The sequence below is a fragment of the Ruminococcus sp. RTP21484sp1_RTP21277st1_D2_RTP21277_210401 genome (genome assembly GCF_040924225.1).
In the GTDB taxonomy this organism is placed as follows: domain Bacteria; phylum Bacillota; class Clostridia; order Lachnospirales; family Lachnospiraceae; genus Blautia_A; species Blautia_A faecis.
The window spans coordinates 1-21,652 of the sequence record NZ_JBCOMJ010000012.1 but is presented as its reverse complement, the minus strand read 5'-3'; the positions used below and the strand labels follow the sequence as shown (position 1 = coordinate 21,652).

24 protein-coding genes are annotated in these 21,652 nt (G+C 38.5%); 8 read left to right on the top strand and 16 right to left on the bottom strand.

The annotated features are described in order from the left end of the window. Positions 1–777: 777 nt before the first annotated feature. From AB5706_RS09690 to AB5706_RS09665, 6 genes are all read right to left on the bottom strand, one after another. A complete protein-coding gene (locus AB5706_RS09690; RefSeq protein WP_173770539.1) occupies positions 778–2,436 on the bottom strand; it encodes an RNA-binding domain-containing protein in 1,659 nt (552 codons plus the stop codon). 1,189 nt (positions 2,437–3,625) lie between these two features. Beyond that, positions 3,626–5,026, bottom strand: coding sequence for a site-specific integrase (locus AB5706_RS09685; protein WP_173770538.1), 1,401 nt, complete (start codon positions 5,024–5,026; stop codon positions 3,626–3,628). A 1-nt stretch (position 5,027) separates the two neighbouring features. Further along, positions 5,028–5,867 (bottom strand): helix-turn-helix domain-containing protein, encoded by an 840-nt coding sequence (locus tag AB5706_RS09680; RefSeq protein ID WP_368366038.1) that lies wholly within the window; start codon positions 5,865–5,867, stop codon positions 5,028–5,030. 129 nt (positions 5,868–5,996) lie between these two features. After that, positions 5,997–6,185, bottom strand: coding sequence for a helix-turn-helix domain-containing protein (locus AB5706_RS09675; RefSeq protein WP_055057014.1), 189 nt, complete (start codon positions 6,183–6,185; stop codon positions 5,997–5,999). Positions 6,186–6,267: 82 nt separating this feature from the next. Continuing rightward, on the bottom strand, positions 6,268–6,744 hold the full coding sequence (locus tag AB5706_RS09670; RefSeq protein WP_148463131.1) for a sigma-70 family RNA polymerase sigma factor: 477 nt from the start codon (positions 6,742–6,744) through the stop codon (positions 6,268–6,270). Positions 6,745–7,139: 395 nt separating this feature from the next. Next, positions 7,140–7,304: a type II toxin-antitoxin system antitoxin gene (locus AB5706_RS09665; protein WP_118062271.1), complete on the bottom strand. Its 165-nt coding sequence runs from the start codon at positions 7,302–7,304 to the stop codon at positions 7,140–7,142. A 138-nt stretch (positions 7,305–7,442) separates the two neighbouring features. On the opposite strand from AB5706_RS09665, the gene AB5706_RS09660 reads away from it, so the two are divergent. Together AB5706_RS09660 and AB5706_RS09655 are read left to right on the top strand one after the other, a co-directional pair. Continuing rightward, positions 7,443–8,162: a hypothetical protein gene (locus tag AB5706_RS09660; protein WP_368366037.1), complete on the top strand. Its 720-nt coding sequence runs from the start codon at positions 7,443–7,445 to the stop codon at positions 8,160–8,162. A gap of 26 nt (positions 8,163–8,188) precedes the next feature. After that, the gene (locus tag AB5706_RS09655) at positions 8,189–8,392 is read left to right on the top strand and encodes a hypothetical protein (RefSeq protein WP_044960377.1); all 204 of its coding nucleotides are present in this window, start codon (positions 8,189–8,191) and stop codon (positions 8,390–8,392) included. A gap of 194 nt (positions 8,393–8,586) precedes the next feature. Here the strand turns inward: AB5706_RS09655 and AB5706_RS09650 are convergent, their stop codons facing one another. After that, positions 8,587–9,099, bottom strand: coding sequence for a transposase (locus tag AB5706_RS09650; protein ID WP_237925599.1), 513 nt, complete (start codon positions 9,097–9,099; stop codon positions 8,587–8,589). A gap of 256 nt (positions 9,100–9,355) precedes the next feature. Between AB5706_RS09650 and AB5706_RS09645 the strand changes: the two genes are divergently transcribed. Beyond that, entirely contained in the window at positions 9,356–9,958 is a 603-nt protein-coding gene (locus tag AB5706_RS09645; protein ID WP_472515480.1) for a transposase, read from the top strand. On the opposite strand, the gene AB5706_RS09640 is transcribed toward AB5706_RS09645, so the two are convergent. The 6 genes from AB5706_RS09640 to AB5706_RS09615 all read right to left on the bottom strand — a co-directional run bounded on the left by AB5706_RS09640 (position 9,892) and on the right by AB5706_RS09615 (position 16,824). After that, complete coding sequence (locus AB5706_RS09640; RefSeq protein ID WP_118584005.1) at positions 9,892–10,737, bottom strand: transposase; 846 nt, start codon at positions 10,735–10,737, stop codon at positions 9,892–9,894. The two genes, AB5706_RS09645 and AB5706_RS09640, sit on opposite strands and share 67 nt — an antisense overlap. Next, positions 10,694–11,518, bottom strand: a complete 825-nt coding sequence (locus tag AB5706_RS09635) for a transposase (RefSeq protein WP_243872355.1) — start codon at positions 11,516–11,518, stop codon at positions 10,694–10,696. Before AB5706_RS09635 ends, AB5706_RS09640 begins: the two co-directional genes overlap by 44 nt. Before the next feature lie 151 nt (positions 11,519–11,669). Then, positions 11,670–12,542, bottom strand: a complete 873-nt coding sequence (locus AB5706_RS09630; protein ID WP_368366035.1) for a DegV family protein — start codon at positions 12,540–12,542, stop codon at positions 11,670–11,672. 27 nt (positions 12,543–12,569) lie between these two features. Further along, positions 12,570–12,818 carry a hypothetical protein gene (locus AB5706_RS09625; RefSeq protein ID WP_368366034.1) on the bottom strand — a complete coding sequence of 83 codons (249 nt, stop codon included), beginning with the start codon at positions 12,816–12,818 and terminating at the stop codon, positions 12,570–12,572. Positions 12,819–12,985: 167 nt separating this feature from the next. Further along, complete coding sequence (locus AB5706_RS09620) at positions 12,986–14,182, bottom strand: AI-2E family transporter (RefSeq protein ID WP_368366033.1); 1,197 nt, start codon at positions 14,180–14,182, stop codon at positions 12,986–12,988. Positions 14,183–14,202: 20 nt separating this feature from the next. After that, positions 14,203–16,824 (bottom strand): cation-translocating P-type ATPase, encoded by a 2,622-nt coding sequence (locus AB5706_RS09615; protein ID WP_368366032.1) that lies wholly within the window; start codon positions 16,822–16,824, stop codon positions 14,203–14,205. Positions 16,825–17,153: 329 nt separating this feature from the next. Between AB5706_RS09615 and AB5706_RS09610 the strand changes: the two genes are divergently transcribed. The 5 genes from AB5706_RS09610 to AB5706_RS09590 all read left to right on the top strand — a co-directional run bounded on the left by AB5706_RS09610 (position 17,154) and on the right by AB5706_RS09590 (position 19,242). Next, complete coding sequence (locus tag AB5706_RS09610) at positions 17,154–17,540, top strand: hypothetical protein (protein ID WP_368366031.1); 387 nt, start codon at positions 17,154–17,156, stop codon at positions 17,538–17,540. 347 nt (positions 17,541–17,887) lie between these two features. Beyond that, a complete protein-coding gene (locus tag AB5706_RS09605; protein WP_368366030.1) occupies positions 17,888–18,367 on the top strand; it encodes a hypothetical protein in 480 nt (159 codons plus the stop codon). 26 nt (positions 18,368–18,393) lie between these two features. Next, positions 18,394–18,597 carry a hypothetical protein gene (locus tag AB5706_RS09600; protein WP_195566443.1) on the top strand — a complete coding sequence of 68 codons (204 nt, stop codon included), beginning with the start codon at positions 18,394–18,396 and terminating at the stop codon, positions 18,595–18,597. Between the two features lie 183 nt (positions 18,598–18,780). Further along, positions 18,781–18,969, top strand: coding sequence for a DUF6019 family protein (locus AB5706_RS09595; RefSeq protein WP_368366029.1), 189 nt, complete (start codon positions 18,781–18,783; stop codon positions 18,967–18,969). Positions 18,970–19,032: 63 nt separating this feature from the next. Next, the gene (locus tag AB5706_RS09590) at positions 19,033–19,242 is read left to right on the top strand and encodes a DUF6219 family protein (RefSeq protein WP_118511955.1); all 210 of its coding nucleotides are present in this window, start codon (positions 19,033–19,035) and stop codon (positions 19,240–19,242) included. 74 nt (positions 19,243–19,316) lie between these two features. On the opposite strand, the gene AB5706_RS09585 is transcribed toward AB5706_RS09590, so the two are convergent. The 3 genes from AB5706_RS09585 to AB5706_RS09575 form a co-directional block, all read right to left on the bottom strand. Then, positions 19,317–19,880 (bottom strand): ArpU family phage packaging/lysis transcriptional regulator, encoded by a 564-nt coding sequence (locus AB5706_RS09585; RefSeq protein ID WP_195566433.1) that lies wholly within the window; start codon positions 19,878–19,880, stop codon positions 19,317–19,319. A 237-nt stretch (positions 19,881–20,117) separates the two neighbouring features. Continuing rightward, on the bottom strand, positions 20,118–20,363 hold the full coding sequence (locus AB5706_RS09580) for a hypothetical protein (RefSeq protein ID WP_330386437.1): 246 nt from the start codon (positions 20,361–20,363) through the stop codon (positions 20,118–20,120). Positions 20,364–20,368: 5 nt separating this feature from the next. Beyond that, positions 20,369–21,571 carry a Y-family DNA polymerase gene (locus AB5706_RS09575; RefSeq protein WP_368366051.1) on the bottom strand — a complete coding sequence of 401 codons (1,203 nt, stop codon included), beginning with the start codon at positions 21,569–21,571 and terminating at the stop codon, positions 20,369–20,371. Between the last annotated feature and the right edge of the window lie 81 nt (positions 21,572–21,652).

Genomic DNA, 21,652 nt, shown 5'->3' with positions numbered 1-21,652 from the left:
TTGCTGTTTGACCATTAGCTGTAGCTAATAGAATTGAATACTGTTTCAGCTAATTTATGTTTGCAAGTTTGGGAGAGATTGTTTCTTTTCCCGCCTTTTTTCTGATTTACATCCCCAAATAAGGGGTGACAACGGAGCGGAACCCAAATGTTAGCTGGACTTCTTAAAACCCATGTTTGCAAACCGGTATTTTTGATTAGCTGTCAGCTAACAAAAATCGGATTGCGTTAGCTTGAAATTGATCATTTTGAATGGAAAATCATGTCACGAACGTGATTAGAAAATAACAAAAGCGTTCGCTGTCAGCTAATCCAGCTAACATTTTCGAACGCTTTGAAGCCCGTCGCCAAGAGGATTTGAACCTCCGACCCCTCGCTTAGGAGTTCATCCTGGTACAGAAAACAGCTTGCATTCTATGTCAATCAAAGTCATTCAAAACCTTGATTTTACTGCTTTTTCTGTCAATTTTAGAAAAGATAAGAAAACCTGTTTTCATCTGAGGAATTACAGTTTGGGTGAAAAAATGGTGGATTTTCCACCATTAGGGTAAAGCCAACCTGTTCCTTCCAATTATAAATGATGACTACCATTACCTGACATTTTACAGTAATGATTATTTGGTTTTCTTATTAGATCTACATTTATTATACCGTGCTTGCGGTCAACTGTCGATAACAAATTGACCGCAAGTATTTTTTCTTACGTTTACAGTACCTTCATTACTTTTAATTCAATTCTAACTCGTTTTTAACTCGTTTCTTTTTGAGTTGAACTGCGTTAAGAATTAACCACTTTGTACTTAGAATATTTTCCCCCACATAACAATTTCAAACGACCTTCTCCTTGAAGTTTTTTTATAACTGTATATGCCTGTGAAGGAGTTACTTTCAACAATTCAATTACATCTTGCTTTGTGATAATTCCGTTCTGAGTATTTGCCAGCTTCATTACTAATTCAGGATATCTAATACTGTCTATGTCTGTCTGTCGAACATACTGTATTGCTTTTTTATTCTCACGATAAATCTTTTTTCCCAGAATGCAAGTACGATTTTTTCCTTTTCCAGATGCTTCAATCAATCCAGATTCAATCATAAACTCAATTGCCGATCTGATCTTATTTTCTCCAAGATTTGTCAACTCAACAATCCGTTCAACAGTACATCTTCTTTCATTATTAAGAACCGACAAAATCATTAACACATATATTGATAACGGTTTCCCCTGTCTGTTTTGCTCATCCGCAACAAATTTTGCAAACGGTAAATCTGCTTTTGCTCTTTGAATAAATAATTTAACAGATCTACTGGTGGACTCAGAATAGTCTGGCCAAGGTCTTCCAAAAATGATAGATCCTTCATAAATTCTATCAATTCCTCTTCCCGTTTTCTCAGCTAAGCCAATTCGTTTCATTGCATCTGCAAGTGCCGGATTACGTCCATGTGGTTCTACTGTAAGAAGATTTTTTAAATTAACCCCATCTATAAATCCGCCAGGATTACTAATAGTCATTCCTTCATCAGCTATCAAAACCCTTACTGAGCCAAGCATAGTATAATCCCTATGGCAAAATGCATTTACCAAACCTTCTCGAAAAGCAGCCCAGTCAAACTCCGGGATTGGAATTCTAAATAAGCCATACTCGGTCTCTCTTTCCGGATTCCATGCTTTGACATATGTCTCATAGCTCTCGAACAATTCAAGAAGAGGTTTATTACTATCCTCATTTACACGGACAGCTGTTCCCTCTAAAACCTGAAATGCAGCTTTCGCTGTTGGTAGCAACTCCGCAATGCGTTCCTCCTTACCAATTAATAGCATACCTGTAACTGTTGGAACATAGTTACCAGCAACATTTGTAACAAGACGCAATGCAATATCCAATTCCTCATCCGGTAAAGAAAGTAAAGTTTTTTCGCCTCCAGATCTATTCTGGATGATTCGCCGAAGTCTTACTCTCTGATTTGGGTCCAAATCATCTAAAGTAGCTCCTGCTAAAGGCTGAGCGGAATAATCAAGCATCCCAAGCTCTGCAAGACGAGATGGGATCTCATATGAATACATTGGTATTACTTCCGGGCTTCCATCCAGCTTATTCCGCCTTCTCAATATTTTCCCTGATGCAGTAGATACAACCCCTCGACTTCTTGGCACTTCAATTTTCAAAACATCCTTATCTTCTTCAGTAATTATCTCTGCCCTCACAGCTATAGGTGGAACAGTGCTATTGGCAATCAGCGCAGTTACTCCTATAGGGTCTCTATGTTTTTTATGAACACCGGTAATTGTTCCATCATCTTCAACGCCAAGGAATAAACATCCCCCGGCCGTATTTGTCATTCCAACAATTTCTTCAATAAGATCGTGATCCGGGTAACATTTTAAATCACTCTTAAACTCGATATCTAAACTTTCCTCTTTAGGAATTGTACGCATCTCAATCCCTCCTATCATTTAACTCAAATATAGTGTAACTCGTTTTAACTCATTTGTCGAGTTAAATATTTCCTCTAATTCATTTTTACGAATTAAGTTGAATTAGGTATGCTAAATGCAATCTTACATATTCGAAATCATCTATTTTAGTTTTATTACATTCTAAATTTATCAACTATATTTATTTCTTTATAACAAAACAGCGGGCATTTTACCCGCTGTTTTGTAGCTCTGTGTCATTTCGCCTATCACTTTTCAGTTTAGTAATAAATCAAGTAGTTATATTCTGTATCTCGCAACCAAATTTATAAACTGAGTTTTAAAAGTACTCTGTACATATATATCAATTTTCAAACTCTTTTAACTCATCCAACGGATCTTTTGAAGTATCAATTCTCATTGCTGTTTGACCATTAGCTGTAGCTAATAGAATTGAATACTGTTTCAGCTAATTTATGTTTGCAAGTTTGGGAGAGATTGTTTCTTTTCCCGCCTTTTCTCTGATTTACATCCCCGAATAAGGGGTGACAACAGAGCGGAACCCAAATGTTAGCTGGACTTTCTAAAACCCATGTTTGCAAACCAGTGATTTTGATTAGCTGTCAGCTAACAAAAATCGGATTGCGTTAGCTGGAAATTGATCATTTTGAATGGAATTTTGTGTCACGAACGTGATTAGAAAATAACAAAAGCGTTCGTTGTCAGCTAATCCAGCTAACATTTTCGAACGCTTTGAAGCCCGTCGCCAAGAGGATTTGAACCTCCGACCCCTCGCTTAGGAGCAACTTTTATGCAGGTTCAGACTAGTCCAACAGAGACAACCTATTCATTTATAAGTCCAGTAAAAAAGCGCCTTCCCAGACTATTTCTGTTCATATAAGATCATTGAAAATTATTCCGGATTTTTACATTTTCTGAGAAAATGATTGTACGCTTCTAATATAAAGCGCCAACTCCATCTATAATTTTTCAAATCATAAAATCCAACTATCCTGCCCATTTAAAAGCGGGAAATGAAATGTGTGATACACTATTTTCTTTGTCAGATTTCTTCTAAATTATACATCAGATACCGCCATTTACGCAAGATGCTTTGACCACTATTTTACCTCTTTTTTCTCACATGCTCTGATTTGATCTCATAAATAAAACCGGCAGAGATTTTGCTCTCTACCGGTCTGCTTTTATCCTAATTATGTTCCCCTTGCATTGATTTTGCTAATGATGTCAGCAACACAGCCATTTCCGGATTGCTGAGAACTTTTGCAAGTAACTCTGCGTCCACTCCTTCTGGAACTTCCATCATCGTCCTCTTTTCTGTATCATGGATCTGCGGATTCAGATTCTTCCTGTTATAAAAGGAATCTTCCAACAGTGTCGCATTGCGCCGTCTGTCTTCATCTATGATATGCGAATATACTTCTGTAACCATATCTGCCTGTGCATGACCAGAATCTCCCTGTACCGCCTTTATATCACCTCCGTTCAGCTTAAGCTTATAGGTAACACTCATATGCCGGAAACTGTGAAACACAATCTGTGGTAAATCATGTTGTTTGATCAGCTTATTCAGGGAATCTCTAATATACGCACCTCCCCTGGGAAGTCCATATTCAGTAGCAAGTATAAGGCCATAGTCCTGGTATTCATCCTGCAAAATATCCTTTATCTCCTCCTGCTGTGCTTTCCATGCAATCAGTTCTTCAGCTACGCTCCTGGGTAAAAACACTTTCCGCACGCTGCTTTCTGTTTTTGGTGTTTTCATAATGCGTACCGTCTTATTCGTTTTCCGCTCCTCTGGAAATATGACGATCACATCTTTCTGGTCTAATTCCTCTAACGCTTTTTTGCTGACCCTCTGTACTTCCTTATTTACATAAAGATACGCCCTGTTTTCTTTAATCGCTTCTTCCGATATATCCACGCAATCCCAGGTAAGCCCCAGCAGTTCCCCTATTCGAAGAGAGCCTGCAAAGGCAAGGTTCATACACAATTTCAGGCACTCATTTTCACACACATCCAGAGCATATGCAAAGGTCTCTGCATCCCATATTACCCGTTTCTCTGATTTATGCTTTGGTACCGTCGCTTTAAATGCTGGATTCTTCTCCATGATATCCCACTTCACAGCCTGATTAAAACAACTCTTCAGCAACTTATGTACATCACGGATTACACTGGTAGATACGAACTCGCTTCTGACATTTCCGTTCAAGTCTGGAACGGATGGCGTCTTTGTCAGCGTCTTATAGTAAATCTCCAGAAATCTGGTATTGATATCCGTCAGTGGAGTTTTCCCAATGATAGGCAATATATAATTCTTCAGCAATGACATATTCCCGTCATAGGTAGACAATGCCCACCTGTCTTTTCCATACAGTTCTACATACTCATTTATCAGATCCTGCAACGTCTTACAGTTCGATACGATGATACCGCCTTTTTTCTCTTTCAGTTCGATTTCTGCTTTTCTTATTTTAGCTTCGTTCTTCGTATCATACGTTTCCCATTTCTGTTTCCGTTTTCCCTCTGTATCTTTACAGTAATATACGACACAATATTTGTTATTTTTCTTCTGTATCGAAGCCATGCTATACCACCCCCTTTTCCTTCCGCTTCAATAACCACTGTTCAAATGCTTCTCTTGGAATACGAATAATCTTTCCTGTTTTTCTGACCGAGATTTTTCCTGTGGTGTACCAATAAGCTATGGTTGCAGGCTCAACTCCTGCCAGTTCTGCCGCTTCCGGCACTGTCAGATACTCCAGACATTTTTTCTCCTGGCTGTGATCTGCTTCTGCAAGGCATCTTCGCTTATAATTCTCATATTCCCGTTTTTCTTCCAACTCCAATTCTTCATATTCAAAATTAAACAGCTCATAAGTATCCTGTGCCTGCAAGAACCGCTCAAAGCTCTCCTTTGTCACCCTTCTCCGTCCGGCAATTACAATAACGTTCAGCAATGGGGCATATTTTTTACTGCTCAGGATTCCATATACGGTACTTCTTGGAACGTCAAGCAGCCGGGCCATTTCCGGCATACTGAGACTGGCTGCCTCTGCAGCTGCATCTTTCTTACGATCTTCCTGTGTACGGTATCTGGACTGGCTGTAATACCAGTCCCAGAAGGCATCCGTCGGCACTCGCATTCTTTCATTCACGGTAACTGTCTCAATATTGTTTTTCTTCAATATCTCATATACCGTTGCGTTGTCCGTCCCCAGCATTTCCTGTATTTCTTTTGGGGAATAAGATCTGAGCCTCAACTCCTTTCCCGGTGCTTCTCCATTGACTTTATGATACCAGTCCTGATTGGCATACCACTTTTCAAAACTGGCAATTTCAACCCTCATCTTTCCAAGCAATGTTTCTGTCCGAAAATAGTTTTTATGAACCAGCCAGTAACGATCCGTCTTCTTTAATCCCAGCATATCCCCCATCTCGTGGACACTCATCCACTTTCGGGGTTTTGCCGACGATCCAACTCTTTGTATCACTGCCTTGTTTCACTCTCCTTCCATTTATTTTTCTTAAATCATATCTCACAATTCGCAAAAAATTTAGGATGTCACAGAAGCATTTCCCTTATCCAACCACTCGTCAAAACTCTTCTTGGAAATGCGGTAGCCACCGCCTTCTAACTGAATCCAGCGGAACTCATTTTGTCTCAACAGCTTATAGACCGTTGATCTGCTGACATCCAGCATTTCCTGTAAATCCTTCACCGTATAACATCTTTTTTCTGCCATATTTTCACTCTCTTTCAATCTGTTTTGATTTTATTTCTAAATACAAAAATCATGAAAAAGTTAAGAGTGCCGTTCTCACTCTTTAACCTATTTCATACATTTTCCGCATTTTCTTTAAGATTGCACTGACCTTCTGAGACATACTAACCTTTGAAATTCCCAGTTTTTTCGCCAGTTCTACCTGCTTCATACCATCAAAGTAGATGGACTTGATAATAAACTGTTCATGTTCTGACAGCTTTGCGATATTCTGATGCAATTCTGCAGATTCAGCCTGCAGAATTACCAGATCTTCTACGCTCCGCTGGCACTCATCCGGTAAATCCTGCACTCCGATTCCATCTGTATTCTCACTGAAAACACAGTCCAGAAGCTCTGTCCACTTTGTTTTTCTTGTCATGGTTTCTGGGTCTTCCGGCTGCCACTTTTTACTTCTGTAAACTTCATTACGGTAAGCGGAAAGCATTGCCTTGGCTACCTCTCTGGTTATTTCATAAAATTTCCCATCAACTTTTGCATAAAATTTGTCATTGAATTTATATGGATGCTCTACATACATCGTCCGTTCCTCCTGAATTTGAAATCTGTTTCGTGTTCCAAATTCAAGAGCGGAGGGGACCGGCTCCTTCTGATGCCTCTGATCATGCGTACTGATTTCCTTTCAGGCCACCAGATCAGGCAGACCTGTGGCTTATTGGCCGGAAATCAAAATTTCAGGGCAACAAAAAAAGCCCCTCCGGGGTGCTAACCCGAAAGAGCTTTTCTAATAATCATATGAAGTTTTCCTGCTGTTCTTTTATTTCCAGCATAATCAGTATAACAGTTCAAAGTATCAGGGGTATCTCAAATACCTGCCGTAAAGTATCACTGATTCCTATAAAAGTATCATCATTTGATACTTTTTAAATTGACATAAAAATACACCGGAACTCACCAGCCCGATGTATGATCTTCCTATTTATTTAATGTGCCATGATCTTTCTCATGTTGAGCAATCGCCTGACGAATCAGATACAGCACTTCTCCATTGATAGAACGCCCCTCAAATTCAGCAAGACTTTTCAGTTTTCCGTGCGTCTCAGAATCAATCCGAAGACCAAGATGTTTATCTTTTTCCATATGGCTTCCTCTCCATTTGATAAGTACAAAATAAGTTCATAATACGAGTACATTTTAAGTACAAAACATGGTAAAATGGTTTAAATGAACTTGTTTTAAGTACACTATATTTTATTATTAGGGGAGAGCATCAAAAATATGAAGAAAGAAAAGCGATATTATCAAATCCGAATAGATTATTTCTGGCTTTCCATACTGGCAGTCATAATTGTTATCTCCATAATCATCGCATATTATGCCTCTGCCCATGAGCAGACATCTTCCCAACCAGTATCTACTAAACACCGTGCTGACATTGATGTAACTTTTGACGATCTGCGCTCATCCCTGGAAAACACATCAGAATGTTATCTATGCGGAAATGCGGAAGAAAGCCTGATGAGCTACTTTAGAAACTTTGACACTATTGGATTGATCTCGCTGAATGACTGGTATGTGATTGATTTTCCACTGAAAAATTACGATGAAAATGGAAATGAGGTAGAAAGTGCTACTTCAACTTCATTCCTCTCTGGGAATACAGGTGAAATATCTTATTCTTCAGACGGAACTCCAAGCCGTGGTATGGCAAGCATAGATGTGACGTTGCCGGAAAATTATGAAATTGATACTAACATGCTAGAAAACCATTTATGCCAGAATTGCCAAAGTAAAGTTGCAGCTTCATTAGAATACAGAAAGACGGACGGAGAAAATAAAGAAGCTATTCCATTGTGCATAGTTGATTTCAAGACATTGGAAATTTACTCACTACAAGATTACTGGAGAGCATATTTTGTCCGAGACTATTATGTAGAAATGGATTTTGATGATAATATAGTAAGAACAGAAGTATTTTACTTGCCAGAACGTATATAACAAATATGGGAAAGAGGTGATACTATATGGGAATAATTAAATATTTTAGAAAAAAATACTGGGAAGCAGCCATTTTCAGAGGTGGGCGGCGTATACCATTTACTTGTGATGGATTGACAGCTGTTCCTGATAGCGCCTATGCACTGTTTACAGAAAAAGAATTGGAAAAAATTTACGAAGAAAGAGATATTTTTCATGAGCGGCTAATGCATATGATTGATTCTTTTTAATCACATGTACATCAGAGTTTTATATATTACTTATGATATTGTGCCGGCTTTGTCGCTTTGTATCAGCCGAATGAATACAAGAAAAGGAGCTGTCCTGAAAACGTAGTTCAGCGATAACCTATAAACAAGCATTCTAAATAAGCTCGCCTTTTGGCGGGCTTATTTCCTTCTCTTAATTATACAGTTAAAGAGATTCATTTCGGCTGAATCATTACATTTACCCCTAACTTTTCTAATGTACGAATATTCCTATTGATTATCTTTTCTTGATTGATAACGGAGTAGTAGTCCGCTCCAAGGTCATGATAAGGAACTTTCTCTTTTAGTATATGATAGATCGCGATTAACATGGTATGGGCTACTGCAATTAAAGCCCTTTTCCCACCTCTGCGCGCGGCAATTCTTTGATAACGGGAGTAGAGATAACTTTGCTTGTTTCGTATTCCAGCACGAGCACATTCCACCAGCGTTGCTTTCAAATATTTATTTCCTTTCCGTATTCGTGTACTCATCTTTTTTCCGGCGCTTTCCTTACACTCAGGCACAAGCCCCGCCCATGAGCTGAAACGGGATTCATTTTGAAAGTGCTCCATTTCCACACCAGTTTCCGCTAAAATTCGTTCTGCACTTTTTCTTCCAATCCCAGGCATATCATCCAAAGCTTCGATTGCCCAATTTATGGATTCTGTTTTTTTTAATATCTGCATCTAAATCCATAATTAAAGCGGTCAGGCTTTCAATATGCCCAAGTTGATGTTTCAACATTTTTTGCTGATGTTCTGATATCCGTCCTTGTAGGGATTTCTGCATTTCTGGAATTTTATCTCTGGCTCTTCCTTCAGCAAGTTCACTTAAAACAACCGGATCTGTCGGGAAATAGATAGTTCCAAATCAGGGAGGGTATGACTTACAACGAGTCATACCCTCCCTAAATTTATCTGAAAAAAGAAAAAAAGATGGCTAATGACAACCATCTTTCTCTCCGTTACATGTTATAATGTAACTATGCTAACCAATAATTATTATAATGATTTTTTTGAATTAGGGCAACAGAAAATTAACTTTAGTTTCTTCGAATTGAGTTTACCTGACGACGATCCAGTCTATACCCTGAAAAAAGTGATGGAGGAATTAGATTTTTCTGGCTTGTTAGCCAATTGTTCAGATAAGGGAAGAACCGGGTACAATCCAATCATGATGTATGCTGTAGTTACCTATGCAAATATGCGGGGAATACGTTCTGTTGACCGTATTGTTGATCTGTGTGAAAGAGACCTTGCTTTTATCTGGCTGACGCGCGGAAAAAAAACGAAATGTGATGCTTTTTATGACTTTAAAAACAGGAAGTTGACATCTGATGTCCTGGATGACCTGAATTACCAGTTTATGCGGCGGCTGCAGAAAGAAGGGCTGGTCACATTAAAAGAACTTTTTATTGACGGTACAAAGATAGAGGCAAATGCGAACCGTTATACTTTTGTATGGCGCGGAAGCATCAATTACCATCTTGCAGGCCTCCTGGATTCTATCGACCAGCTTTTTGGAAAATATAATGCTTTTTTATAATCTAATAGCTTTTGAAAATCTAATGCTGCTATTTTAAATCCGAAGAATAACCGGGTACGTTTTTTGCCATGCACAGGTATCTTGTCCACATGATATCTTCGACGAAGAAGAGAGGGAATTGCTTCTACTCCATTTCTAAATTTTGCATATTCAGAAAATTCTTCCGTCTGCATGTACTGTAATTGTTTTGCACGACCAACGGATTTCCAAGATACTTCCTTTCGGACTCGTGTTTTTAGAAAACGCGACTGACACCGTTCTTTGTAAGGACATCCTTCGCAGTCACTTATCCGAAAATACGCAACGGAACGCTCATTGCCCGGATCATAGATACAGTCTTCAGGTACACGATTATTCTTACATTTGATGAGATATTTTCCATCATCGGTAAAAACAAAATCAGCATATATTTCATCTGGTTTGCGTCCTGTGAAATTGGTTGTAACAAGTTTTAGATTATGTTCAGATGCTAAACGTGAGTTCTCTTCTCCGCTGTATGCCCCATCGGCAACAATAAAAGAACCATCAGAAAAATCTTTTTTCTCATTAAGATAATCTTTCATAAACTGATTATCTGCGTAGGTATTTTGCTGGTAATCGTAGACAATGACCAGACTGCTTTTTTCTCCGACAGCTTCAACTACGTTTCCAACGTATCCAAGATGTCTGCCACCTGCTTTATAGCGGAAAGTGGCTTCTGGATCAGAAGGATTAAGCAATACTTCTGAAGGATTTTCAACTTCCTCTTTTTTGTCGAAGCCGCCTTGAGCCACCATCATCAATGATTGTGCGTTCCTTTAATAGGCGAATAAGAAGCTGATACTCACTTGTATCATCAAAATCACCGGTTGAATCACAAATCTTTATCAAGATATCTGCATCTTTCATCACAACAACGTTTCTCTCAGTTGCATCCATATCCCGCTTGTGATAAATGCATTTATTATAATCATCTTTTTTAATATAATGATATTGTTCATCCGGAATTTTTGTTCCACGCTCATCCATTATTTTGCAAAGATTAGCAACACAAGTATAAAACAATTCAAGCAATGAGAGGTTTCTGATATTTGCAGCAACCATTAAACTGTCCATACGTTGTTTATCCGGAGTGATATCCATAAAATCAGATATTTCTTTTGCCATTTTTACAACACATTCATGAATAAGATCAACATCATGCTCTGTTTCGTAAGAAAGAACTCTTGCTCTAAACCTGCTGAGGGTTCTGTCACTAATTGGCTGCTCTTCAAAACTGGTTGTGTGCAGTGCATACTGATAGCGGATATCAAATGCCATAGCTTCAACGATCTCATCGTCAGTAACATTAAGAGCTTCTTTAAGAATCAGTGCCCCAACAATCACATTGACCGGAGTATTAGGTCTGGATGCTTTTTTACTGTAAAGAACAGAAAAAATATTTTCATCAATAGCAGGAAAAACTTTGTCTGCAAAAATTTTTGCCCATGATTTTTCTAACATTCGTTTTTCGCGTTCTGTAAGATTAAAAGTACTGTCTAAAACAGTAAGCTGTTGATTATCATTTTTAACAAAAGACATATAGATTACCTCATAAAATGCTACCTACATTTTACCAAAGAATCCAATGTTTTTACATATCGTGTTAAGTTTTCAAGGTACAAATTTATATCAAAGGCTATAAACCTTTTGACACCCTAATCTTTTATTTTATCTTCTCCGGAGCAGTTTTTTACACTGGCTTACAGGTGCATCCGATTCCCAGTCCATCCGGACCGATATGACAGGACAAACCGAAGGAAAGTTTATCACACATGACTTCCATTCCCGGGAAACTTTCTTTAATCTGGTTTACCCATTCTTCTGTCACTTCATCGGTACTGCTGGACGCCGCCATCAGGTACACTTTACCAGCAGCATATTCTTCTCGGAAATTCGTTTCCAGCTCATGCTTCATTGCATCGATCATAACTTTACGTGATTTCTTCATACCACGGCATTTCTGGTAGATATCAAGCTTTCCTGTGCTGAAATGCATAACAGGTTTGATATTCAGGACATCTGCTGCCAAAGCTGTCACAGAGCTGACTCTTCCTCCTTTTTTGAGATATTTCAGTGTGCTGAGCCCGATATAAATTGTCATTTTTTCTCTGGTTTCTTCAAGAATTTTCTTGATTTCGACTACACTGTATCCTTCTTCTGCCATTTCTACTGCATCAAGAACAGAACGATGCATCGGGGTTGCCACACGACCGTTATCTACGACAAACACCTTACCGGCAAATTCATCTTCATTTGCCATGGCTTCTGCTGTCATACAGGACCCGCTTAAAGCACTGCTAAGAGGAATATAAACAATCTCCTCATATTCTTTCAGCATCTCTTTCCACATATCCATAACTTCTATTGGTGACGGCTGAGATGTAGATACATCTACGCCCTTTCGAAGCATATCATAAAATTCATCTCTGGAAAGATCTACTCCTTCACGATACACTTTCTCTCCGATATAAAAAGGCATCGGTAGTACCTTAATTCCGAGTCTCTGCGCTTCTTCACTCAAAATTCCACTGTGGCTGTCTGTCATGATTCCTGTTTTCTTCATAATATCTTCTTCCTTCGTAATCTATTTTTATAACGTCTTAATAATCGGCATTACATAGTTGATCATCTCTTCTGGTGTTTCCTTCATTTCATCCATAATCCAGCGTCTGGATACTCCTTCCAATACACAAAGCTTTACAACCCAGCCATATTTCTCAGACATATTTGAATCTGTGGATTCTGCCGCTTTACGTCTTTCATGAATCTTTTCTCCGAGACGTTTCGTGAAAAGATCCATATTGAGCCCTCGGATTGCCCACATTTCTTTATAGTTCAAAGAGATCTGATAAAATTAATTAAACAGATATTCCCGCTGTTTGCGTTCATCTGTCGTATCAAGCAGTGGCAGAAATTCGATATTCAACTTCTCTGCTGTCGCATCTGCAATACTGTCCAGTACCTCTGCAATAGAAGTAAAATTTCTATTATATTTGTATCATATAATTATTTTTCATTCGGCACAATAAAGGATGACGCAATTTCCTCCTCCGCATACTCTTCCACATCCGTTCTCGTTACTCGTTTTATATGTTGTTTTTTTAGGCGCAGATATACGAACTCCCGGAATATAGTATAAAATACCGATACAAGTGGAATGAAAATCAGCATACCTATAATTCCCATAAGATTTCCGCCGATTGCAACTGCCGCCAGTACCCAAATTGATGGAAGTCCTACTGATCCGCCAACCACATGTGGATAGATCAGATTACCTTCTATCTGCTGCAAAAGCAGAAAAACTATAATAAATAAAACTGCCTGTTTTGGATTTACCATAAAGATCAGAAAACTTCCCACGGCACAGCCAATAAAGGCTCCAAAGATAGGAACCAATGCGGTAAACGCGATCAAAATTCCAATTAAAAGTGCATATGGCATTTTTAAAATACTTAGCGTGATAACAAACATCATTCCGAGAATTACTGCTTCCAGACACTGCCCTGCAAGAAAATTTGCAAATGTCCGATATGTCAGCGAACATATGTTAAGAATTGCATCTGCTTTTTGTTTTGGAATAAAAGCGAACATCACTTTTCTTACCTGTAAATGTAATTTTTCCTTCTGAAAAAGAATATAGCATGCAAAGGAAAACGAAATAAAAAAGGTCGCTAATCCACTGGCAATGGAACCTACTGCTGACATCGTCATATTCATCATATTTCCGGCTCCGTTTCCAAGAAGACTTATTCCCCATTTAATTGCCTGATCAGGCTGAAACTGCAGCTGATCTACCAATTTCATAATATCCTGATTATCATGTGAAAATTCCCGAATCCAGTTTTGCATCTGTGGAATAAAATCTGAAATACTCGTCATCAGATTTCCCATGGTCTGTGTAAGCTGTGGAATCACACCAAACATTACCAATATAATGACACCTGCTACCAATATAATTGTAAGAAGCAGGCTTATCGGTCTCGCAGCTTTTTTTCCTATTTTATTATTTTCTTTTATCTTTCCGAGTATTTTCTTTTCTAGGAAACTCATTGGTACATTAATCACAAAGGCAATTGCACCACCAAGCGCAAAAGGAAACACAATTTTCCATATTGACTTCAGCACTTCAATCACCACATCGAATTTCCACAAAGCAACTACAAGAAATGCCGTAAACACAATCAGTTCTCGAATTTTTTTCATAGAACATCTACTTAAATCCACTATCTTTCCCCTCTTTTTCTTAGTTTCATACGTATACACTTAAGTAATTGAATAATCAGAAGGCTTGCAAAAGCATATAAATATACACATCCAAGCTGCATCAGATTCAACGTTTCCACTTTGAATAAGTTATGGAAACCAGGAACCGTCAGTACTGTTGTAATGAGTACTGCACCTAACACAAATGCTCCCTGAAGCCACTTGTTATGAAAGAGACCTTTTGTAAAAATGACCGGATGATCTGATTTGCAATTATATCCATGAAACAAACGTGCCAGACAAAGAGTTCCAAAAGCATACGTGCTTCCAAGCAATGTACCATTCTGGTTGTATCCTGTCAAAAAACTGATCATTGTCATTGCTCCAATTACCAAACCTTCCAGACCGATTTTGCTAAGAAAATCTTTTGTCAATATCGACTCATCTGCCAATCTCGGTTTTTCACTCATCACTTCACTTCTATCCGGCTCTAAGCCTAACGCAATTGCCGGAAGACTATCCGTCAAAAGATTAATGAAGAGTAAATGTACTGGTGCAAATGGCACCGGAAGTCCTGCAACCGATGAACAAAGAACGGTTAAAATTGCTCCGAAATTTCCTGACAAAAGAAACTGTATCGCATACTTGATATTCTGATATAAGTTTCGTCCATTTTCCACTGCTTTTACGATTGTTGCAAAGTTATCATCTGTAAGTACCATCGCTGCTGCATCTTTCGCAACTTCCGTTCCGGTCATTCCCATTGCAACACCAATATCTGCCTGCTTTAATGCCGGTGCATCATTGACACCGTCTCCTGTCATTGCCACAATCATTCCTCTTTCCTGCCATGCCCGAACAATGCGGATTTTATGTTCCGGTGACACTCTTGCATACACAGAAATATTTGGGACAAATTCTTTGAGTTCCTCGTCACTCATATTTTCTATATCTGCCCCTTCACAGGCTTCCGATAAATCATGTAATATTCCAACTCTCTTTGCAATTGCTGCTGCTGTAATTTTATGATCTCCGGTGATCATAACCGGTCGAATTCCCGCTTTTATACATTCCGCTACCGCAGCTTTTGATTCTTCTCTCGGAGGATCCATCATCGCAATCAAGCCAAGAAATACTAAGTGATCCTCATCTTGTGTCGTTAATGTGTGATTCTCAGGAATTTCACGATAGGTAAAAGCCAGTACTCTTAAACCTTCCATCGAAAATTCCTGATTTTGACGTTGTATTTTTTCTTTATCTTCCTCAGTAATTTTTCGAATTCCCTCTTTCGTCCAGATTTGCTCTGTACGTTCCAGGAGCTTGTCGACTGCACCTTTTACAATCATTTGATTTTTACCATTTATCAGGTGAAGTGTTGACATCATCTTTCGATCACTGTCAAATGGCAGTTCTCCATTTCTTGGATAAAGCTTTCTTACGCTTGCCGCCTCTATCCCATATCGACTTCCAAGATTAATCAATGCTGTTTCTGTTGGATCTCCAATTTCTACTCCATTTTCATTTGTCGAATCATTACATAAAATACTGTAATTTAAAAGACATTTTTGTGCCTGATCTGATATATCAATTGCCTCTGCTGAAATTCTTTTTCCATCTATATAATAATCTTCAACCGTCATTTTATTCTGTGTGAGCGTTCCTGTCTTATCCGAACAAATAATAGAAACACTTCCAAGTCCTTCTACCGCCTGTAGTTTACGAATGATTGCATGCTCTTTTGCCATCTTCTGTGTTCCGAAAGAAAGTACAATTGTCACGATAGAACTTAGCGCTTCAGGAATTGCTGCTACTGCAAGTGCTACTGCAAACATAAATGCACTGCTGATCTTTTCACCGCGGAACACATTTATTGCAAATAAGAGTCCGCAAAATACCAGAATCATAATAGAAAGCTTCTTTCCAAAGACTTCCAAACTCACCTGAAGTGGTGTCTGTTTTTCCGAAGTTGACTTCAAAAGTCCTGCAATCTTTCCGACTTCTGTCTGCATTCCTATATCCGTTACAACAGCTTTCCCACGCCCATACGTTACAAAACTACCGGAAAATAACATATTTGTCCGATCACCAAGTGGCGCTTCCGTCAATATTGTATCCATGTTTTTCTCAACTGCAAGACTTTCTCCTGTAAGAGCACTCTCATCAATCTTAAGACTTGCATTTTCAATCAGTCTTCCATCAGCCGGAATCATATCTCCTGCTTCAAGCAGTATCACATCTCCAACAACCAGTTCTCTTGCCGGAATTTGAACGACTGTACCATCACGCAATACTTTTGCCTCCGGGCCAGAAAGATTCTTTAAACTCTGCAGAGATTGTTCTGCTTTTACCGTCTGTATTGTTCCCAAGATTGCATTGATCGTAATAACCGTCACGATAACTGCCGCACTTTCCACATCTCCAAGCATACCAGATATGATTGCTGATGCAATTAGAATCAGTACAAGAAAATCCTTATACTGTTCAAAGAAAATCTGCAGGATACCTTTCTTCTTTCCTTCTGTAAGTTCATTCCACCCACACTTTTCTCTGGATCTTTTCACCTGTTCACTCGTAAGCCCAGATTTCTTGCCATTCACCCTTTCAAGAACCTCTTCTACCGTCTGCTGATAAATTTCCTTCATCACTTCCGCCTCCTCGTTTCTAAGTATTTACTACCTGAATTTCTTATGCAATGAAAGACCTCTTTGAAAAAAATATAAAAAAAGACCTTCATTGCATAATAAAAAATGCAATAAAAGTCTCACCATTTCCTTATGATACCGGATGCTTCCACCGTACTGACGACATCACAAACGCAATTTGTTAAACGCAGGTTACTCCCCTTTATTGGATCAAATCATATACCCAAAGTAACATGATTGTCAAGATACTTTATCATTACTTTTTCATTTTATGTTATACTTTTTACATCGTTAACACTATTAAAATAAATTCTCCGGAGGTGAATCAAATGGATCATACGAATAATTCCTGTTGTTGTGGTGAAGCGGAACATTTTTCCGGATGTCTGATTTGTGGTGCTCCTATTACGTATCGTGCTGAAAGCTCTATTCAGACGTGTAGTATCTGCCATAAAGAACAATTAACCAATGCGGTCTGTGAAAATAGTCACTTTATCTGTGATGCCTGTCACAGCTATGGCACATATGCTCCGGTAATCGCAGCGCTCAGAGACAGTACCGAAAAAGATGCTTTGCTTCTTCTGGAAAAAATTATGGATCTTCCATCTGTACATATGCATGGGTTAGAAAATACAAAGATAAAGGAATCGAAGGATTATATGATCGACGAGGTAAGAACAAAGCGATTTCTCAATTATCAGATATTGAGAAGTTGAAAGCTGAAAACCGACTACTAAAAGCTCAAACACAGCAGCAACAAATGGAGATTGATTTCTTAAAAAACTCGACGAAATAGAGAGGAGGTGAACCTGACCAAGACACGCAATACAACAAAATACCTTGCAATCAAAGAATTATAGATTATTTCTGGCTTTCCATACTGGCAGTCATAATTGTTATCTCCATAATCATCGCATATTATGCATCTGCCCATGAGCAGGCATCTTCCCAACCAGTATCTGCTAAACGCCATTCTGACATTGATGTAACTTTTGACGCTCTGCGCTCATCCCTGGAAAACACATCTGAATGTTATCTATGCGGAAATACGGAAGAAAGCCTGATGAGCTACTTTAGAAACTTTGACTCTATTGGATTGATCTCGCTGAATGACTGGTATGTGATTGATTTTCCACTGAAAAATTACGATGAAAATGGAAATGAGATAGAAAGTGCTACTTCAACTTCATTCCTCTCTGGAAATACTGGTGCAGTGTCTTATTCTGCTGGTGGAACGCCAAGCCGTGGCATGGCAAGCATAGATGTGACGTTGCCTGAAAATTATAAAGTTAATACCAACACACTGGAAAAGCATTTATGTCAGAACTGCCTAAATAAAGTAGCTGCCTCGTTAGAATACAGAAAAGCAAACGGAGAAAATAAAGAAGCCATTCCATTGTGCATTGTTGATTTCAAAACATTGGAGATTTACTCACTACAAGATTACTGGAGAGCATATTTTATCCGAGATTATTATGTAGAAACAGATTTTGATGATAATATAGTAAGAACAGAAGTATTTTATTTGCCAGAACGTCAATAACAAATATGGGAAAGAGATGGTACTACATGGGAATAATTAAATATTTTAGAAAAAAGTACTGGGAAGCAGCCATTTTCAGAGGTGGGCGGCGTATACCATTTACCTGTGATGGATTAACAGCTGTTCCTGATAGCGCCTATGCACTGTTTACAGAAAAAGAATTGGAAAAAATTTACAACGATAGAAATGAATTTTATAAGAAGCTAATGCAGATGATTGATTCATATTAACCAAAGGTTAATCAAAATTTTATTTGTTAAATAAATTAAAAAGTAAATATGTTCAAACATAAGGCCCCGGAATCTTAATTATTTCTGGGGTTTTCTATTATTGGAATAAAGCTATTTATAGCAATTTAAACCGAATTATGATAACATAAGGCAAAGATCAATCGGAATTTGGAGGATTGAATTATGTGGAATGAATTAGGTATAAGTGGAGGAACCGCAATTGTTATTTTGATTGCGCTGTATTTCGTTATCAAATGGGCAGTGAAAAATGGCATCAAAGAAGCCTACAGTGCTATCACTGGAAAGAAAACTGTTGAAGATATCCAAAACGAAAAAGAGCTGAAAGAACTTGGATTGGATTCAGAAGATTAATAACTTCCAGTTTGCATATTTCTAAAAAAGATGTATGATATAAAAAAAGCTCAGGAGGTTCAAATGAAATCACATAAATACTGGTCTATCGGTGCACTGGTTTCCATGATCGGAACTTGCTACACCGGCTACAAGGATATGAAATCAGCTCATAAATATTTTGCATTCAGTTCACTGATTTGTATGGCTATGGCCATTTACTCAGGTCATAAAATGATTTCTGGCAAATCCAGAAAAAAGAAAGAAACTGCAGCTGAAGAATCTGCGGAATAATAAGAGAAATAGGGGAGTATTCCATTATATATAAGCCTGATGGAAAGGGGAGATTCCATCAGGCTCTTTCAAATCTACTCTTCCGTTTCTGGAAAAGATGGCTTATATCGTTTGTTTGCAGACTGTGGCACTACGATTTCAAAAAAATAATATCCCATATACCGGAGAGCTGCTTTTTTCTTTCGATAAAAACTTGCCCGGCTCATCCCCAGTTCAAGCATAATTTCCATATCTGTCATTTTTCTGTGCCTGCAGAAGCAGCCATAAAGCACATCATAATATTCTGTTCCAAAATTCGGTGTAAAATATTTTACCAGTGTCATTGCCCGGTTGACCATATCACAAAGTCCATAGATTAGAATGATATTGTTTACTTCTTTTTTCAGTTTTCCTAAATTCATGCGGTAATCATAGGCATCCATATACTGAAGGGCATAGGCCATATTCTCATTGATCTTTTCCTGACACTCCTGCTCTAATTCATCCAGAACCATCTGATTTTCCAAAATCAAATCCTGATAATTGTTCATCAGTGCTTTCATCTTTTCATAGTACAGATCCATTCTCTCTTCTGTATGTCGTGCTGCATTTAGCGTAATTTCCTTAAACGATCTAATCGCATAATCTCTCTCTGTCATTATCAAAATCTCCTTTTTTCGTATTGAATCGTCTTTCTCTGACGTTCTACACTCCCATCCCTGTGATTTTGACGGAAGCTCAATAAGAATTATTCTTGAGCAGAGCCACATCTGCATGGACAATATAGTGGGTATATTGTTTCATGGACATAGATGTAATGCCCTTATATGTCAATCTGAAAAGAGCAAAAGGGAAAGGTCAGCTCTTTTGCAGATCCTATTTTCTTTCTTAAATCTTTACGCACTCTTGCGCTCCATAAACCACTTATCAAATTCATAATATAAATGGCATTCCTTACCATCTACCATTACAGTATACATAATTCCTGTACCACCCGCTTTCCGGCTGGCACAACGTTCTTTCGATTTTACTTTATCAATTAAATATTTAGTTCCATCTTCCCAAATAAATTCTATTGGCATCATTGCGCCTTCTGTGCTGAATTTTACAATGACTTCTACATAAACTTTGTTATCATTCAAAGCACTTACCTCCCATTGAAATATCCAACTGGATGAACGGTGTGGGATCCCTGTGCATCCAGGCTGGATAATATTTTATCCTGATACATAAATGCTCTCTGGACACTGTGATATCCAAACCGTCGCCTGATATCATCTACTGCCCTGTCTAACTTCTCCTGTTTTTCCCGGCGCTGCTCATTCATAAATAAATCTAACTGCACCGGAACCTGCCCCATAACCAGATCATCTGCACGGATTCCAAGACTTCTGATTGGACGAGGCCAATGATAGTTCTCTCTAAAAAGCCGGTATGCTGCACTCATTATCTCATCTGTAATGTCTGTCGGCTCCTGCAACTTTCTCTGCCTGGTGAAATGAAATAACCCATTATCACGAATCGAAATTGACACTACATTACATTTAAAACCATGTTTCCGTAGTCTGGCTGCGACACTTTCTGCTAATGCCATCAGAATAATCTGTACATCCTGATCATTTTCCAGATCCCTGGGTGTCGTTGTACTGTTGCCAATAGACTTTAGCGGTGCCTGATATCCTTCTACTGAAACTGGCGAATCATCCCAGCCATTCGCAAATGAATAAATGACAAGTCCCATTTTCCCAAGCTGCAGTTCCAGAAAATCTGGATCTGTTCTTGCCAGTTCTCCGATTGTGCGAATACCATATTTCTGTAAAGTTCTATTCGTTGATCTTCCTACATATAGAAGATCTGATACCGGAAGTTTCCAGATTAGTTCACGATAATTCGTCCGATTAAATTCTGTAATTCCATCAGGCTTTTTATAATCGCTTCCAAGTTTTGCAAAAATTTTATTCCAGGAAATTCCAATGCTTACCGTAATACCCAGTTCTTTCTTTACCCTTCTGTTAATTTCTTCTGCAATTTTTCTTCCGTCACCTTTCAGTGAAAAACTATCAGTTACATCAAGCCAAGCTTCATCACATCCATACGGTTCAACTTGATTCGTATATTCCGAATATATTTCTCGCAACATTGAGGAAAATTTCAAATATAAATCCATCCTCGGAGGCACAAATATCAAATCCGGGCAAACCTGCTTTGCCTGCCACAATGCCATGCCAGTCTTAACGCCGCTTCTCTTCGCAATATAATTCGCCGTCAATACAATTCCATGCCTCGCTTCAGAATCTCCTCCTACAGCTAATGGCTTACCAACATATTCTGGATGATAAAGCATTTCCACACTAGCATAGTCGGGTAAGAGAAGAGCATTACTGTCCTTCCCTCCCCTAAGAACCGTACGTGATAGTTTCCCATCATACGG

What these genes read in the sequence shown, in the direction of transcription:
- AB5706_RS09690 (WP_173770539.1), bottom strand. Translation starts at nt 2,436, where the DNA reads ATGCGTACAATTCCTAAAGAGGAAAGTTTAGATATCGAGTTTAAGAGT.
- AB5706_RS09685 (WP_173770538.1), bottom strand. Translation starts at nt 5,026, where the DNA reads ATGGCTTCGATACAGAAGAAAAATAACAAATATTGTGTCGTATATTAC.
- AB5706_RS09680 (WP_368366038.1), bottom strand. Translation starts at nt 5,867, where the DNA reads ATGCTGGGATTAAAGAAGACGGATCGTTACTGGCTGGTTCATAAAAAC.
- AB5706_RS09675 (WP_055057014.1), bottom strand. Translation starts at nt 6,185, where the DNA reads ATGGCAGAAAAAAGATGTTATACGGTGAAGGATTTACAGGAAATGCTG.
- AB5706_RS09670 (WP_148463131.1), bottom strand. Translation starts at nt 6,744, where the DNA reads ATGTATGTAGAGCATCCATATAAATTCAATGACAAATTTTATGCAAAA.
- AB5706_RS09665 (WP_118062271.1), bottom strand. Translation starts at nt 7,304, where the DNA reads ATGGAAAAAGATAAACATCTTGGTCTTCGGATTGATTCTGAGACGCAC.
- AB5706_RS09660 (WP_368366037.1), top strand. Translation starts at nt 7,443, where the DNA reads ATGAAGAAAGAAAAGCGATATTATCAAATCCGAATAGATTATTTCTGG.
- AB5706_RS09655 (WP_044960377.1), top strand. Translation starts at nt 8,189, where the DNA reads ATGGGAATAATTAAATATTTTAGAAAAAAATACTGGGAAGCAGCCATT.
- AB5706_RS09650 (WP_237925599.1), bottom strand. Translation starts at nt 9,099, where the DNA reads ATGCAGATATTAAAAAAAACAGAATCCATAAATTGGGCAATCGAAGCT.
- AB5706_RS09645 (WP_472515480.1), top strand. Translation starts at nt 9,356, where the DNA reads ATGACAACCATCTTTCTCTCCGTTACATGTTATAATGTAACTATGCTA.
- AB5706_RS09640 (WP_118584005.1), bottom strand. Translation starts at nt 10,737, where the DNA reads ATGATGGTGGCTCAAGGCGGCTTCGACAAAAAAGAGGAAGTTGAAAAT.
- AB5706_RS09635 (WP_243872355.1), bottom strand. Translation starts at nt 11,518, where the DNA reads ATGTCTTTTGTTAAAAATGATAATCAACAGCTTACTGTTTTAGACAGT.
- AB5706_RS09630 (WP_368366035.1), bottom strand. Translation starts at nt 12,542, where the DNA reads ATGAAGAAAACAGGAATCATGACAGACAGCCACAGTGGAATTTTGAGT.
- AB5706_RS09620 (WP_368366033.1), bottom strand. Translation starts at nt 14,182, where the DNA reads ATGAAAAAAATTCGAGAACTGATTGTGTTTACGGCATTTCTTGTAGTT.
- AB5706_RS09615 (WP_368366032.1), bottom strand. Translation starts at nt 16,824, where the DNA reads ATGAAGGAAATTTATCAGCAGACGGTAGAAGAGGTTCTTGAAAGGGTG.
- AB5706_RS09610 (WP_368366031.1), top strand. Translation starts at nt 17,154, where the DNA reads ATGGATCATACGAATAATTCCTGTTGTTGTGGTGAAGCGGAACATTTT.
- AB5706_RS09605 (WP_368366030.1), top strand. Translation starts at nt 17,888, where the DNA reads ATGAGCTACTTTAGAAACTTTGACTCTATTGGATTGATCTCGCTGAAT.
- AB5706_RS09600 (WP_195566443.1), top strand. Translation starts at nt 18,394, where the DNA reads ATGGGAATAATTAAATATTTTAGAAAAAAGTACTGGGAAGCAGCCATT.
- AB5706_RS09595 (WP_368366029.1), top strand. Translation starts at nt 18,781, where the DNA reads ATGTGGAATGAATTAGGTATAAGTGGAGGAACCGCAATTGTTATTTTG.
- AB5706_RS09590 (WP_118511955.1), top strand. Translation starts at nt 19,033, where the DNA reads ATGAAATCACATAAATACTGGTCTATCGGTGCACTGGTTTCCATGATC.
- AB5706_RS09585 (WP_195566433.1), bottom strand. Translation starts at nt 19,880, where the DNA reads ATGACAGAGAGAGATTATGCGATTAGATCGTTTAAGGAAATTACGCTA.